Below are 15,215 nucleotides of genomic sequence, written 5' to 3'. Positions count from 1 at the left end.
GCCCCACTCTCCCGCAGGGAAACACGCTCGTTTCCCTGCTTGCTTTCGCAATGCCGCGCGGGCGACTTCTACAACGCCTTGAACGCTTCTTTCGCGGCGTCGATCGTGGCGGTGATATCTTCGTCGGTATGGGCTGCCGAAACGAATAGTGCTTCGTACTGGCTGCAGGGGAAATAGACGCCTCGTTCGATCAGTTGCCAGAAGAACCGACCGTAGGCTGCGGTATCACACTGGGCGGCGATGTCCCAGTTCAGAACGGGTTCGTTGTGGAAGAAGATCGTCAACATGCTGCCGACCCGTCCAGACACGGTTGGAATTCCTGCCGCGCTGGCAGCCGCCATGAGGCCTTCTTCCAGACGCTTCGTTTTCGCGTCGAGCTCGGGATAAGGATTCGTTTCTTTCAACGTCTTGAGCGTGGCGATGCCGGCCGCGGTGGCCAGAGGGTTGCCGCTCAAGGTTCCGGCCTGGAAGACTTCGCCGGCGGGTAGAATGTGCCCCATGATATCGGCTCGACCGCCATAGGCACCGATCGGCAGACCACCGCCGACGATCTTGCCCATCGTGGTCAGATCGGGCGTGACCCCAAATAGTTGTTGCGCACCACCCATCGCCACACGGAAACCGGTCATCACTTCGTCCATGATCATGACGGCACCGTAGTGGGTGCACAGCTCACGCATGGTTTCCAGAAAACCCTTGGCCGGTGGCACGCAGCCCATGTTGCCGACGACGGGCTCGAAGATCACGCCGGCGATGTCTTCTTTGTGGGTCTCGAATAGCTGAGTCAGGGCCTGGATATCGTTGTAGGGAAGAACGATCGTGTCTTGAGCCGTGCCAGGGGTAACGCCAGGCGAGTTCGGTACGCCAAGCGTGGCTGCCGCACTTCCCGCCGCCACCAGCAGGCTATCGACGTGGCCATGGTAGTTGCCGGCGAACTTCACGATCTTATGACGACCGGTGAAGCCCCGTGCCAGGCGGATGGCGCTCATGGTCGCCTCGGTGCCGCTATTCACTAGACGGACCTGTTCGACCGAAGGAACGATATCGATGATCAACTCGGCGAGGGTGTTCTCGCGTTCGGTCGGAGCACCAAAGCTGGTCCCTTGATCGACGGCGGCATGCAGGGCCTCTTTTACGACCGGATGGAGATGCCCCAGGATCATTGGCCCCCACGATCCGATGTAGTCGATATAGCGATTGCCATCGACGTCGTAGAGATAGGCCCCTTCGCCACGCTCGAACACGATGGGTTCGCCACCGACCGCCCCGAAAGCACGGGCCGGACTATTGACCCCGCCTGGCATCAAATGCTTGGCTCGGGCAAAAATCTCGTGACTTTTCGTGCGCGACATAAGGGCGGTTCCTCAGGGCAAGATTCGTGGGGGAAACTGGTCCTTATGTTATAGCGGACAACCAGTTCCGACTCTAACCGGGGCCTGCCGAAATTAAGCAGTTCGGCAGCTACCCCACGTCAGGCACGTTTTCGCCCCCTTGCCGGTCCCGCCGACTAGCTATTCTGGGATCGGAAGGCTGTTGGGTGCCACGCGAGTGTTGCTTGTTCCAGACCCAGTAGTGATCGAGAAGATTCCACCGATAGTGTTCTGGCCGGAAGCATCGGCCGTAGAGAGCGGCGCTGGAACCGATTGGCCGTTGAATACCTCGTAGTTGAGATTGCTCGCGGTCGTCTCGATGGAGAAGAAGCTGTCGATCGTGGTATTCAGCATTCGCACGTTCGCAGTCGCCGAGTCTTCCACTAAGAACCGGGTCCCACTAACCAGGAATCCGACATCGACCGTGTTGTCTGGGAAGTTGATATCCGTGGTCGTTTCTCGCAATTCGAAATCGATAGCGCGAGTGATGGTGTCTGAAGCCGCGTGCATGACCGTGTTGTTCGAGATCGTGGTACGGGTAGAGACGGCATCGGATGTTGCTTAGATCGATATGTCTTCATCCATGAGCTCGGCACTCAGCATCGTGACTGCTAAGTGGTTGTCGATCGTCTAAGCACGAGCGTCATCGCCATTGAAGACAAGGCAATCGATCCCGCTCGATGAGCTGGATCGATTTCGTTTCGATGCAGGTCATTCGTTCAAAAAGGAACAACGCCAACCGAGAAGGTTTCGTGAAGGTTGGCTTGCCGGCGGAAAGGTTCTCATTTTCGAAGTGAATGTTTCGCACTTTAGAAGGCCAAACGCGTGTAGGGTCGACACGAGACATCGCAAGGGGTGGCCGACTTGTGGGATGCTGCCTAGAATTCGGCTTCGCTTGGTCTTTCCATCTCTACACTGGAGACGCTGCCGATGTCGACCCACGATGATGACGTCCTGTTTCAACCGATTCAGGCCGGGGCGTTTCAGATGCCTCATCGGATTCTGATGTCTCCTCTCACGCGTGCCCGGGCCACCGATCGGATTCCGAATGATCTGATGGCCGAGTACTACACCCAGCGGGCCAGTGCGGCGCTGATTATCTCGGAAGCGACGGCGATCAGCCCGCAAGGTTTCGGATGGCATGGTGCTCCGGCGATCTACTCCGACGAACAGGTCGCCGGTTGGCGGAAGGTTACCGATGCGGTGCACAACGCCGGCGGACGCATCGTCGTGCAGCTTTGGCACATGGGGCGTGTTTCGCATCCTGACTATCAAGATGGCAAGCTGCCAGTTGGACCGAGTCCAATTCTGGCCGCCGGCGAAGCTCATACGCCGACTGGAAAGAAGCCGTACGTTGTGCCTCACGAACTGACCAAGCCCGAGATTCGTGCGATTGTCGAGGACTACGCCGCGGCAACACGACGTGCCCGAGATGCTGGCTTCGATGGAGTCGAGATCCATGGTGCCAACGGTTACTTGATCGACGAGTTTCTGCGTGACGGTTCCAATCAACGCACCGACGAGTATGGCGGATCGAAAGAGAACCGGACTCGGTTTCTGCTGGAAGTGATCGAAGCGGTGACCGATGCCTGGTCGGCCGATCGAACTGGCCTGCGCATCAGCCCGACGATGAATGGAACCGGCATGTTCGACAGCGATCCGATTACGCTGTTTCGCTACGTCGCGGGAGTTTTGAATCCGCTGGGGCTCGCTTACTTGCATGTGGCGGAATCGATTCGCCCAGGTCGGATCTACAATCCGGATGCACCGCGAGTCACGCCTGAGATTCGTAAGTTGTACGACGGCGTCTTCATCGCCAATGGTGGCTACGACCGAGACACGGCAATTGACTGTTTGGAGCGGGGTGAAGCCGACGCGATCGCGTTCGGGCAGAAGTTCATTGCCAATCCTGACTTGCCAGAACGGTTGATGCAGGATGCCTCGCTGAACGAGCCTAATCCCGACACTTACTACACGCCAGGTCCGGTTGGCTATACCGACTATCCAACTTTGGAGTCGGCCGATTAACGCGGTCTCGGCGAAATCAAGGCGTTTCCGGCAGTGGCTGGAAACGCCCAATCTTCATGCGGCTAGCCAACGGAAAACAAGGCGAAAACCGCCAAATTCTCGCGCCGCAAGACTCTGACAATTCCCGCAGGAAAATGCTGGTTTCGACATCAGCAGTCGGTTATAAGACTGCCAGTCGAGCGGATCGCGGAAAGGCATCTTTCGCGCGTCGATCTTGTCTCGCAACCTCGTTGCCGCACCAGCTGAAACGTCTTGCTCTTGTGAGGAATCGCCGTGCCTACACCCACTTTGCGTGAACGCCTGAGGTACAAGTTCGATACGTTCATCTCCAAAGGAGGGCGATCGATCTTCTTCAGCCTGGTGGTGGTGTTTCTGGTGCTGTTCGGGCTGCTGGCTGGCCTGCGCGGCGTGAGCATGTTGATGCATCCGAAGGGGGTCTCGCACGAAACGCACGATTCGTTTTTGGGGCAGTCCTACATCATCTTTTTGGAACTGACCGACCCTGGGAACATGAACCAGGACAAGTTCGCTTCGCCGCTATTTAAGGTCTCTGGCGTGCTGGCCGGCCTGGCTGGGGTGATCATCTTGTCGATGCTGATCGCGTTCATCACGACCGCTCTCGATCAAAAATTGTCCGAGCTGCGGAAAGGGTTCTCACGCGTGATCGAGTCGGATCATACGTTGATCCTGGGCTGGAATCATCGCGTACCAGAGATCCTTCGCGAGTTGATCATTGCCAACGAAAGTGAAGACGATGCCTGCGTGGTGATTCTCGCCGATCTTCCCAAGGAAGAGATGGACGACTATTTGAAGGTCAATGTGCCGGAAAGGCAAACGACTCGCATCGTAACCCGTTCGGGGAAGCCTTCCGCCAAGCATAACCTGGAAATCGTTTCGCTACCGACGAGCAAAAGCGTCGTCATCCTGGCATCGTGCGGCGAGTCGGCCAACGAAGCGGAGAAAGCAGCCAGCGATATCCGCACGATAAAGACGATTCTCGGAGTGGTTGCCTCGAAGGAAGAGGGTACTGAGCTCAACATCGTCGTCGAACTTTTCCAACAACGCAGCCGCGAGATTGCCGAGGAAATCTCGCCGGAAGTGACTGCGATAGACGGGCAAGAGATCTTGGCGAAGCTGTTGGTGCAAACCAGTCGTTCCCTCGGTCTAAGCGTGGTGTATGCCGAGGTGCTGTCGTTTGACGGATGTGAACTTTACTTTCACCAGGCCGATTGGAGCGGAATCGCGTTCGGCAAGGCGATCTATCACTTTCCTGATGGCGTCCCGATTGGCTTGCGGCATGTGGATGGAACCGTGGTGATCAATCCTGAAAGCAGCCTGACGCTGCAGAAGGATGACGACATTCTGATTCTGGCCGAGGATGATTCGACGATCGAATTTCGATCCGAGCCGGTCGCGGTACCGCAAACATTACCGCTGGCCGAGGGACGCAAGAGCGAGCCATCGATCGAACGCGAGCTTCTCATCGGTTGGAACGAGAAGGTTCCGATGATCGTCCGCGAGTATGCCGACTATGTCCAAGCCGGCTCGCAGATCGACATCATGCTGCGTGAGCCAACCGATTACGTTCGGCAGACGATCGCTCAGTTGAACGAATCGCTCGAGAACCTGACGATTCAGTTGATCGAGTCGAACCCGACCGATATTCCATCGCTGACAGCGCTGCAGCCGTTTCACTACGACAATATCATTATCCTCAGCTCTGGCGATCAGGAAGCGGATTCCGAGACGTCCGATTCGGAAACAATTGTCATTCTGATCCTGCTCCGGCGAATCTTTTCAGAAGCCGGGCCCGACATCGACATCACCAAGACCAAAATCATCACCGAGGTGATGGACTCTGATAACCAGGAACTGGTGGCCCGGGCCGGCGTGCACGACTTCATCATTTCCAATCGGTTTGTCAGTACAATCCTCGCCCAGATCAGCGAAGAAGCGAGTATCAAAGCGGTCTACGATGACTTGTTCTCCGAAGATGGTTCCGAGATCTACCTGAAGCCGGCTCGGCTTTACTTCACCTCGTTCCCGATCGAGGTCTCGTTCGCCGATATGATGGCGATCGCACAGCAGCGCAACGAAGTCTGTATCGGTGTCAAAATCCAGGCAATGGAGACCGACATGCAGCAGAACTTCGGGGTGAAGTTAATCCCAGAGAAGAACACCCGCTGGACGCTCGGGCCAGAAGACCGCCTGGTGGTGGTCGCAGAAGACGAGACTTAGGAAGACTGCGGTGCTTACCGCGGCCGGGCTATGGTTCGCCTCCCCCCAAAGTGGTTAAGCTGGTGGAGTGTTATAAAAAATAGGTTCAAAAATCGAATTATATTCGCGTTCTAACCCGTAAGTTCTCTTAGTGGAGTTGGTGTTTCTATTGAGTCCCAGAAGCGGGGTCACTAGAATTTTGCCAGAACAGAGATAGAAAATCTAACGCGCCCAACCTCCATCACCCACCTTCCGGACGCGCTGGCATTTCTTACCTACCCAATTTCAAGCCAGGCCGAAGCGTCGAATCTTGTTGATCGGGATTCATGCGCTTCTACGTGCCTGGTGCGAACCCCCGTATTCATTCCGTTTCGATTTCCCCCCTCCGTCCTACCTAGGAAAGTGCACCCCCATGAAAAAGTCTCGTGGCTTTACGCTCGTCGAGTTGCTGGTGGTCATTGCCATCATCGGTGTGTTGATCGCACTGCTGTTGCCCGCTGTCCAACAGGCTCGCGAAGCAGCTCGACGTATGAGTTGCTCGAACAACATGAAGCAGGTCGGTTTGTCCCTGCACAACTATCACGACACCCATAACGTGCTGCCACCTCAGGCGGCCAAGGGAAGTCACAGCGCCAACTGGTGGGTTCACATCCTGCCGTTCTGCGAACAAGGCAATCTGTACGATCGCTTGCTGGTGAACCAGGGTGGGTTCTGGATGGGTGGTGGCGACACCGCTTCGCTCAACAATAAGGACGTCCTGAATCGAATCGCGCCTCCTTACATGGTTTGTCCTTCGTCACCGATGGAACTGTTCTGGACCGAATCGAACAGCGCCGGAGCGACCGAGCAGATCGAGCCTTCTTACGTGGCGATCTCGGGCTCGAACAATCACTCGTCGACCGATACCGACGTGAATAGCGGCAACTCGCCGATCTCGGCAGGTGGCATGATTATCCGTATCCGTGCCTTGAACATGTCGGCTTGCACCGACGGTACCTCGAACACAATCATCGTCGCCGAACAGGGGGACTACGTCGTCGACTCGTCCGGCACCAAGTACGACATCCGTGCTTCGTGGCAGGATGGTGGCTGGCACGGTACCAGTCCGATGCAAGAGGTCAAAGGGGCCGGCAGTGTCACCGGAGCCGCCTATCGCTGCTGGAACGAAACCACGGTTATTCGTGGTCTGGGTACCCGTACTTACGATGCCGCCACGATGGGCAACGAGAAGTGCAACTCGCCACTTATCTCCGCGCACCCAGGCGGCGTGATGGCGTTGGGCTTGGACGGTCACGTGAACTTCCTGGCGGAAACCCTCGACGTGCAGACTTGGAAGAACCTGGTCGATCGCGATGACGGCAACGTGCTGACGATCCCGTAACGCAATCGATTTCAATCACGTTCTAATCGTTGAGAACTTTAAGATGATGCTGAATTGGAAACTGTTTTCGCTCGCCCTGGCTGCCGTGGTCATCTGCGGCTGCAGCAAATCGGAACCGCTTGGTACCGTAAAGGGTGTCGTGACATTTAAGGGCCAACCGGTCGCCGAAGCGACCGTGTCGTTTCGCAATCAGAAGACTGGTGACAGTGCCAGCGATGTCTTGGACGAAGAAGGCAAGTACGAAATTCGTGCTGCCGGTGGGATGGACCCAGGTGACTACCAGGTCATCATCCTGCCTCCAGAAGTCGAAGTCTCGCTCGGACCGAACTCGCCACCCGCGATGAAACCGAAGGACATGCCAAATGTTCCGAAGAAGTACCAAAGTGCTCAGACGAGCACATTGCTGACGGTCCTCGAGGCCGGAACGAACGAAGTGGACCTGGAACTGTCGGAATAGCATCCACACATTCCAGACCAGCCAAAAAAAGAGAGCCCGTCGATGAATGGTCGACGGACTCTTTCTATTTTGAACGTCTGCATTTGGGCGAGGGAAAACGGTTACTTCCCCTTCACGCCCTTCGCGATGCGGTCGCCAATTTCCGGATCGATATTTCGCCAATAGGTGAAGGCGCGTTCCAGGACCGGGTCGGAAACGTCCTGGCTCAAGTGACCAACCACATTCGAAACCAGGCGATCCCGGGCTGCGTCGTCCAGCACTTCGCGAACCAACGTGCCGGCCTGACCCCAATCGTCGTCATCCTTCCGCAGCGTGTAGGCTTCGCGGACGAAGTCGCCTTGGGCTCCCCACACATCGTGGACCGGATTCAAACTCGGGTCGGCCTGAGGACCTCCCTTTGAGTTTGGTGCGTAGACTGGATCGGTAACGTTATCGACCCGCATCGCGCCATCTTTGCTATAGCTGTGTACGGGACACTTGGGGCGATTCACCGGAATCTGTTTGTAGTTCACTCCCATGCGGGCTCGGTGAGCGTCGGCATAGGCGAACATGCGACCCAGCAGCATCTTGTCAGGGCTCGCACCGATACCAGGCACCAGATTGTTCGGCTCGAAGGCGGCCTGTTCGATCTCGGTGTGGAAGTCGGTCGGGTTTCGATTCAACGTCAGCTTACCCACCTCGTGCAGCGGATAATCGGCGTGCGGCCAGACTTTCGTCAGATCGAACGGATTGAACCGATACGATTCCGCTTCCTCAAACGGCATGATCTGCATCTTGAGCGTCCAACTCGGGAAGTTACCTTCCTTGATCGCGTTGAACAGATCGCGGCGGTGATAGTCGGAGTCTTCGCCGGCGATCTTTTCCGCTTCCTTCTGGGTCAGGAAGTCATTTCCCTGGTCGGTTTTGAAGTGGTACTTCACCCAGAAACGCTCACCCTTGGCGTTCACCCACATGTAGGTATGACTGGAATAGCCATTCATGTGTCGCCAGTTTTTGGGAATTCCGCGGTCACCCATCAGCCACGTGACCTGGTGAGCCGACTCGGGCGAGAGGGTCCAGAAGTCCCACTGCATGTCATGATCCCGCAGGCCATTGTCAGCACGTCGCTTCTGCGAGCGAATGAAGTGCTGGAACTTCAAAGGATCGCGGATGAAGAACACCGGCGTGTTGTTCCCCACCATGTCGTAGTTGCCCTCGGTCGTATAGAACTTCAGCGCGAACCCGCGCGGGTCTCGCCAGGTATCGGGACTGCCACGTTCGCCCGCCACGGTCGAGAAACGAATCAGGGTGTCGGTCTTGGTGCCCGGCTGGAAGACGGCTGCCTTCGTGAAGGCACTCACATCATGAGTAACCTCGAAGGTACCAAACGCCCCAGAGCCCTTCGCATGTGGCTGACGTTCAGCGATTCGTTCGCGATTGAAGTTCGCCATCTGCTCGATGAGATAATGATCGTGCAGCACAATCGGGCCATCGCGACCGACGGTTAACGAATGCTCGTCACTGGGGACGGGAATGCCGGCATCAGTTGTGGTCGGCTTGGGCTTATTGTCGGACATCAATCGAAATCTCCCTGGCAGTAGAGGCTTGGATGGTTGTGTAAGGAAGCGTCTGGCGTAGGACGCCATGCGGGTCACGCCTTCCTTTAGTTTCATTGTAGAGATCTCAAACGCCCGTCAAACAAATTGGCGGAACCACAATGTGATCTCTAGGACAACGCGTCATTTGGCTTGACAAGGCAAGCTGGGGCAGGCGTTGTCGGATCTCGCTGAAACCGTTAAGACAAGGGATTGCGCATCGAATTTGTGAATCGACAGGAAGACGTCTTTCGGCGTTTGGGCGGCAATGCACGGCATTCTGAATATCAACAAACCGGCTGGCAAAACGTCTCGCGATATTGTGAACATTGTGCAGCGACAGGTTCGCCCCGCCAAGACAGGGCACGCCGGCACACTCGATCCGCTGGCGACCGGCGTCCTGGTTTGCCCGGTAGGGCATGGCACGAAGCTGATTGAATACATTCAGCGATTGCCGAAAACCTACGAAGCGGTCTTTCTGCTGGGGCGTCACAGCGATACGGAAGACATCGAAGGCGCGGTGATCGAGTTGGAAAGTCCGCCGCAGCCAACACTCGCTGAGATCGAAACGCAGTTGCCGCAGTTTCTCGGAACAATCTCGCAGATGCCGCCGGCTTACTCGGCGCTGAAAGTCGACGGCAAGCGCGCCTACGACCTGGCCCGCCAGGGAAAAGAAGTGAAGCTTGCCAGTCGCGAGATCGAGGTCTATCAGCTGGAGATCCTGCAGTATCAATACCCACGACTCTCGATGCGGATTGAATGTGGCAGCGGAACCTACGTGCGTTCGCTGGGAAGAGACCTCGCGCGAAGTCTTGGCACCGAGGCTATCATGTCCGAGTTAGTTCGCACGGCGATTGGCGACTTTCGCATTGAGGAAGCACTCAATCCACTCGATAGCTTCGATCGCGAGAAGATCGAGCAGTCGCTGCAATCGACTTGCCGCGCTGTTCAAGCCTTGCCATCGGTGGTGGTCGATGCGGAGCAGATTGTTCGGCTCGCCCAAGGGAAGCTGATCGACGTGAAGCCTTCCGCCAGTGGTCAAGCAGGTGGGAACGAAGTCGCGGCAATGACCAGCGAGGGCGAACTGGTCGCGGTGCTGCAGCCGGGGAAAGAATCGGGTTGGCGATCGGTGAAGAACTTCGCCAACGACTACCTGTAACGGTCGTGTCGAATCTGTCGGCGTTGGCGGATCTGCGAACTGGCGAATCGCGCCCGTGCGAAGAAATCGCATTACGGCTTGATCGCTAGCAGAGCCGAAGGAGGAAAGTGGAGCGTCAGGTCCCAGTCACCCGTCTGGGGGCAGCCTCGCTCATACTCCCCGTTTTCCCAGCAGCGTCGAATGTTCGAAGAGCGAAGCATCCAGCGAGATATGATCGCGATTGGATTGTCTGCCCTGACAATCTTCTTGGCGCTATCGCTGTTGTCGTATCGTGCCGATGACGCCATTGGCGAGCTTCCGCCACCATTCAGTAATATCTATCAGCCCGATCAGGTCAGCTTTCCCCAGCCGAACCAGGTCCATAACCTGTGCGGTGGCATGGGAGCTCTGGTCTCGGACTTTCTGTTGGTGAGCCTTGGTATCGGAGCCTACTTTGCCGTATTCAGCCTGGGGACTCTCGATTTCTTCCTGTTGATGCGGAAAGAAATTACCTCGCCTGCCGCCCGATTGATCGGCTGGCTGGTGACCCTGACCGGTATTACGACGCTGGTCACGATCGTCGCTCCGGGGGCATCGCCAGGACCGATCAGCAGTTCTGGCGGACGATTGGGCCTGGTGGGGCAACAGTTCCTCAGTGAACACTTCGCCACGACCGGCTCGATCATCTTATGTCTGGCCGCGACCGCTTGTGGGTTGCTGCTTTGCACCGAATACGAACTGGTTCGCCTGACTGTCTGGGGCCTTGTGAAGGCGAAAGAAAAGACCCAAGCCGGTGCCGCTGCCTGGAAGACTCGCCGCGAACGCCTGGCCGAAGAACGCCGTGCGAAGCTCCGGGCCGAGTTTGGCTTGGATGGTGAAGACGGAGAAGTCGCCACCGAGGATGAGTACGACGAAAAGGGCGTACGCATCAAGATCGGCGGACGCCAGATCAAGACCGACGTCGACGAAGAGATTCCGTTCGAAGATGGCGAAGAGGTCTTCGAGGAAGAAGCCGCCAGCGGTGACGAGGAAGTCGAAGAGGAAGAAGAGCTCGAAGAAGAAGAGGAAATCGACGAAGAAGTCGAAGAAGAACTGGAAGAGGAAGAAGTCGAAGACGAAGTTCCGATTACCCGTGTCGACAAGCCAGAGCCTGCGCCGTTGGCGGTAAAGAACCGCAACAGCAAGAAGCCGCAGGACGACGCTCGCAAGCATGTCATGAGCGAGCTCGACAGTGCTGCCAATGGTCTGGAAAACCCGAAGAACTACGAACTGCCTCCGATCGAACTGCTGATCGAGAGCGACGACTTCTCGTTCGACGAACAGGAACGCGAAGTCCGCAAGAAGGCAAAGACCCTCGAAAAGACCTTCTTGAACTTCGGGTTCAATGTGAAGGTGGTCGAAATCGAAACCGGCCCGGTTATCGCTCAGTACGAAGTCGAACTGGAAGCAGGCCTTCGTTTGTCGAAGATCACCGGTCTGGCCGACGATCTGGCGATTGCCCTCCGCGTGCCAAGTGTGCGTATTGTCGCTCCGATCCCTGGCAAGAACACCGTCGGTATCGAAGTCCCCAACGACGAACGCCAGATGGTTCGCCTGCGCGAAGTGATGGAAGAAGCGAGCGGCCGCATCAACAAGATGAAGGTGCCGATCTTCCTGGGGAAAGACGTTTCGGGGAATTCGCTGGCGGTCGACCTGGCGGCCATGCCTCACCTTTTGATCGCCGGTCGAACGGGTACCGGTAAGTCGGTCTGTTTGAACGCGCTGATCACGTCGATCTTAATGACGCGTCGTCCCGACGAAGTCCGCATGCTGATGATCGACCCGAAGATGGTCGAATTGAGCTGCTACCGCACGCTGCCGCATTTGATGCATCCGGTCGTGACCGACATGAAGAAGGCCGAAGCGATCCTGGCTTGGGCGGTCGACAAGATGGAAGAGCGTTACCAGTTGCTGGCCGAAGTGGGCGTGCGTCACTTGAGTGCGTTCAATGCTCTCGGCAAAGAAGCAATCTGGGACAAGCTGGGACTGGAAGACGAAGGGGAACGAAACAACGCCGTCACCAACCTGCCGTACATCGTGATCGTGGCGGACGAAATCGCCGACATGATGATGACCGCCGGGAAGGAAGTCGAACAGCACATCATTCGTTTGGCCCAGAAGTCGCGAGCGGTCGGTATCCACCTGATCCTTGCCACGCAGAAGCCAACGGTCGACGTTATTACCGGTCTGATTAAGTCGAACTTGCCAGCTCGTATTTCGTTCCAGGTCGCCAGCCGAACCGACAGCCGCGTCGTTCTCGACGAAATGGGGGCCGATAAGCTGCTGGGTAACGGTGACATGCTCTTCCTATGGCCAGGTACCAGTACGCTGATGCGTGGTCAGGGTACCTACCTCTCTGACGAAGAGATCAACCGTGTCGTCGAGTTCGTCAGCACTGGCGAGCAAGACTTTGTCAAGGAACTCGTCCAGCTGAAGGTCGAAGATGGCGCCACCGCCGATCCAGCCAAGATGAAGAAGCGAGACGAACTGTACGAAGCGGCCGTCGACGTGATTGTCGCTGAGCAGCGCGGCAGTGTGTCGCTGCTGCAGCGAGCGTTGGGCGTAGGGTATGGCCGTGGTGCCCGACTGATCGACTTCATGGCGGAAGATGGCATCGTAGGGCCGTATAACGGTTCGCAAGCCCGGGAAGTGATCATTAGCCCAGAAGACTGGGAACTTATGAAGTCGGGCCAGGCCGCCTCGACCGAACCGGAACTGGAGATCAAAGAGGCCCCAGCCCCGAAAGCGAAACGCTCGAACAAAATCCGACCTCATGTTGTCGAAGATGAGGAGGAAGAAGAGGAAATCGACGAAGAGGTCGAAGACGAGCTCGAAGAAGAAGAGTACGAAACCGAGGAAGACGCCGAGGCGGAAGACGAGGAATACGAGTACGAAGAAGAGGAAGAGGCTGAGTACGAAGAGGAAGAAGGGGAATACGAGGAAGAAGAGTACGAGGAGTCCGACGAAGACGACGAGGAAGAGTACTACGAAGAGAGTGCCTAGCCGCTAGCTGCCAGGGGAGGCCGCCTGTTTCAGGCTTCTTCGACAATTTCCCCTGACAGGTCTCCTAACTTGACAGTTCTTATTACCACACCTAAACTTACGGCTTAAATACACCTAGAAAATGCCCCTTGCGTTTACCATGTTGCAGCCCATCATCCAGATCACTGTAATTACTATTGTGGGAGAACCCACCATTTCGGCGTAGGGACTGCGAACACGAATGATTCAAAGGTAAGCCCTGACGCCACAAAGGTTTCAGGGCTTTTTTGTTGAACCGACCTGACCCGGTTAAGTCCCCCTCGGGTCGTGAAAAGTATGCGGATCGCCCCATGAAGAAGATCGAGATTTACGACACGACCTTGCGTGACGGTGCCCAGGGAGAAGGCGTCAGCTTCTCGTTGCAGGACAAGCTCGCAATCACCGAACGTCTGGATGAAATTGGGGTCGATTACATCGAAGGTGGCTACCCTGCATCCAACGAGAAAGATTCGGAGTACTTCCGCCGCGTTCAAGAGATGGACCTGAAGAATATCAAGGTCTGCGCCTTCGGAATGACGCGCCGCAAAGGGATGACCGCGGCCGAAGATCCCGGCATGAACGCGCTGCTCGACTCTGGGGCCCCCGTCGTCACGATCGTTGGGAAGACCCACGATTTTCACGTGACCGATGTGCTGAGGGTTAGCCTGGAAGAGAACCTATCGATGATCGCGGACTCGATCGGCATCATGGTCGAAAAGGGCCGCGAAGCAATCTACGACGCCGAGCATTTCTTTGATGGCTGGAAAGCCAACCCCGATTACGCTGCTCAAACGATCCAAACCGCGGCCAAAGCTGGTGCCCGCATGGTGGTGCTGTGCGATACCAACGGCGGCAGCTTGCCGGAAGAGATCGCCATGCTGACCCGAGCCGCGATCGAAGCTCTTGAGCCATTTGGTGTCCCTGTCGGCATTCATACCCATAACGATGGCGACCTGGCAGTGGCCAATGCGCTGTCGGCCGTGGATGCAGGTGCCCAGCAGATTCAGGGCACGATCAACGGCTTTGGCGAACGTTGCGGCAATGCTGACCTGATCTCGTGCGTGGCGAACCTGGCCCTGAAAAAGAAAGGTTACGAGGTGCTCGGTGGAGACGGCCTCGAACACCTGACCGAGCTCTCGCGATTCGTCTACGACACGGCCAATGTCAATCGCCGAAACAATCAGGCCTTCGTCGGCCAGAGTGCCTTCGCCCACAAAGGTGGGATGCATGTCCACGCCGTCAACCGTGCGTCGTCCAGTTACGAACACATCTCGCCAGAGCTGGTCGGCAACGAACGCCGCGTACTGGTGAGCGAGCTGTCAGGCCGATCGAACATCATGGCTTTGACCACCAAGATGAACATCGAGCAAGACCGCAAGGTGATGGACGAAATCCTGGCCCGCGTGGTCGATCTCGAGAATAAAGGCTTCCAGTTCGAGGCCGCCGAGGCCTCCTTTGAACTGCTGGTCCGCAAGACGCTGGGAACCTTCACCCCGCACTTCAAGACCATGAAGTATCATGTCGAGGTCGAAGACTTCGTCCACCAGCAAGATATGGAATTGACCACAGAAGCAACGATCAAGCTGCAGGTCGGCGATCAATTGCGACACGAAGTCGGCGAAGGGGACGGCCCGATCGATGCCCTTAGTGCGGCTCTCCGCAAGGCACTGGACGGGGTATTCCCGAACCTGAAGCGGATGAAACTGGTCGACTATAAGGTTCGCGTGGTAAACAGCGAAGCGGGTACCGCCGCTCGAACCCGCGTGCAGATCGAGTGCAGCGACGAAAGTGACGTCTGGGGTACCATTGGCGTCAGCGAAAACGTCATTCAGGCCAGTTGGAATGCACTGGTCGATGCCGTTGAATACAAACTTCACAAGGACGAAGCTGCCAGCAAGCAGGGGATGCCTGACGAGGTCGCGGCCGCGAATTAGAAGTCAAAAAGCGGGTAAGGTACTGGGCAAGGACTCCGCTTGCTGGATACTGGATT

10 protein-coding genes are annotated in these 15,215 nt (G+C 56.7%); 7 read left to right on the top strand and 3 right to left on the bottom strand.

What is annotated here, in order from left to right:
- Positions 1–68 precede the first annotated feature (68 nt).
- Positions 69–1,352, bottom strand: coding sequence for a glutamate-1-semialdehyde 2,1-aminomutase (gene hemL / locus AB1L30_RS23710; RefSeq protein WP_367016648.1), 1,284 nt, complete (start codon positions 1,350–1,352; stop codon positions 69–71).
- A 159-nt stretch (positions 1,353–1,511) separates the two neighbouring features.
- Positions 1,512–1,880: a hypothetical protein gene (locus tag AB1L30_RS23705; RefSeq protein ID WP_367016646.1), complete on the bottom strand. Its 369-nt coding sequence runs from the start codon at positions 1,878–1,880 to the stop codon at positions 1,512–1,514.
- Positions 1,881–2,300: 420 nt separating this feature from the next.
- Here AB1L30_RS23705 and AB1L30_RS23700 point away from each other — a divergent pair, with 420 nt between their 5' ends.
- From AB1L30_RS23700 to AB1L30_RS23685, 4 genes are all read left to right on the top strand, one after another.
- Positions 2,301–3,398: an alkene reductase gene (locus tag AB1L30_RS23700; RefSeq protein ID WP_367016644.1), complete on the top strand. Its 1,098-nt coding sequence runs from the start codon at positions 2,301–2,303 to the stop codon at positions 3,396–3,398.
- 273 nt (positions 3,399–3,671) lie between these two features.
- Positions 3,672–5,636: a hypothetical protein gene (locus AB1L30_RS23695; protein ID WP_367016642.1), complete on the top strand. Its 1,965-nt coding sequence runs from the start codon at positions 3,672–3,674 to the stop codon at positions 5,634–5,636.
- A 391-nt stretch (positions 5,637–6,027) separates the two neighbouring features.
- Positions 6,028–6,996, top strand: a complete 969-nt coding sequence (locus tag AB1L30_RS23690; protein ID WP_367016640.1) for a DUF1559 domain-containing protein — start codon at positions 6,028–6,030, stop codon at positions 6,994–6,996.
- Positions 6,997–7,039: 43 nt separating this feature from the next.
- The gene (locus AB1L30_RS23685; protein ID WP_367016638.1) at positions 7,040–7,453 is read left to right on the top strand and encodes a carboxypeptidase-like regulatory domain-containing protein; all 414 of its coding nucleotides are present in this window, start codon (positions 7,040–7,042) and stop codon (positions 7,451–7,453) included.
- 101 nt (positions 7,454–7,554) lie between these two features.
- On the opposite strand, the gene AB1L30_RS23680 is transcribed toward AB1L30_RS23685, so the two are convergent.
- Positions 7,555–9,009 carry a catalase gene (locus AB1L30_RS23680; RefSeq protein ID WP_367016636.1) on the bottom strand — a complete coding sequence of 485 codons (1,455 nt, stop codon included), beginning with the start codon at positions 9,007–9,009 and terminating at the stop codon, positions 7,555–7,557.
- 286 nt (positions 9,010–9,295) lie between these two features.
- Here AB1L30_RS23680 and truB point away from each other — a divergent pair, with 286 nt between their 5' ends.
- From truB to cimA, 3 genes are all read left to right on the top strand, one after another.
- A complete protein-coding gene (gene truB, locus AB1L30_RS23675; RefSeq protein ID WP_367016634.1) occupies positions 9,296–10,186 on the top strand; it encodes a tRNA pseudouridine(55) synthase TruB in 891 nt (296 codons plus the stop codon).
- A 180-nt stretch (positions 10,187–10,366) separates the two neighbouring features.
- Entirely contained in the window at positions 10,367–13,207 is a 2,841-nt protein-coding gene (locus tag AB1L30_RS23670) for a DNA translocase FtsK (protein WP_367016633.1), read from the top strand.
- Positions 13,208–13,536: 329 nt separating this feature from the next.
- Complete coding sequence (gene cimA, locus AB1L30_RS23665) at positions 13,537–15,159, top strand: citramalate synthase (RefSeq protein WP_367016631.1); 1,623 nt, start codon at positions 13,537–13,539, stop codon at positions 15,157–15,159.
- Positions 15,160–15,215 lie beyond the last annotated feature (56 nt).

The sequence above is a fragment of the Bremerella sp. JC817 genome (assembly GCF_040718835.1).
Taxonomy (GTDB): Bacteria; Planctomycetota; Planctomycetia; order Pirellulales; family Pirellulaceae; genus Bremerella.
The sequence above is the reverse complement of the archived record's forward strand: the minus strand, read 5'-3'. Positions and strand labels throughout refer to the sequence as shown.

Excerpts from the sequence above, each read along its gene's own strand:
- cimA (WP_367016631.1), top strand. The coding sequence starts at position 13,537 with ATGAAGAAGATCGAGATTTACGACACGACCTTGCGTGACGGTGCCCAG.
- AB1L30_RS23680 (WP_367016636.1), bottom strand. The coding sequence starts at position 9,009 with ATGTCCGACAATAAGCCCAAGCCGACCACAACTGATGCCGGCATTCCC.
- truB (WP_367016634.1), top strand. The coding sequence starts at position 9,296 with ATGCACGGCATTCTGAATATCAACAAACCGGCTGGCAAAACGTCTCGC.
- AB1L30_RS23705 (WP_367016646.1), bottom strand. The coding sequence starts at position 1,880 with ATGCACGCGGCTTCAGACACCATCACTCGCGCTATCGATTTCGAATTG.
- AB1L30_RS23685 (WP_367016638.1), top strand. The coding sequence starts at position 7,040 with ATGATGCTGAATTGGAAACTGTTTTCGCTCGCCCTGGCTGCCGTGGTC.
- hemL (WP_367016648.1), bottom strand. The coding sequence starts at position 1,352 with ATGTCGCGCACGAAAAGTCACGAGATTTTTGCCCGAGCCAAGCATTTG.
- AB1L30_RS23690 (WP_367016640.1), top strand. The coding sequence starts at position 6,028 with ATGAAAAAGTCTCGTGGCTTTACGCTCGTCGAGTTGCTGGTGGTCATT.
- AB1L30_RS23670 (WP_367016633.1), top strand. The coding sequence starts at position 10,367 with ATGTTCGAAGAGCGAAGCATCCAGCGAGATATGATCGCGATTGGATTG.
- AB1L30_RS23700 (WP_367016644.1), top strand. The coding sequence starts at position 2,301 with ATGTCGACCCACGATGATGACGTCCTGTTTCAACCGATTCAGGCCGGG.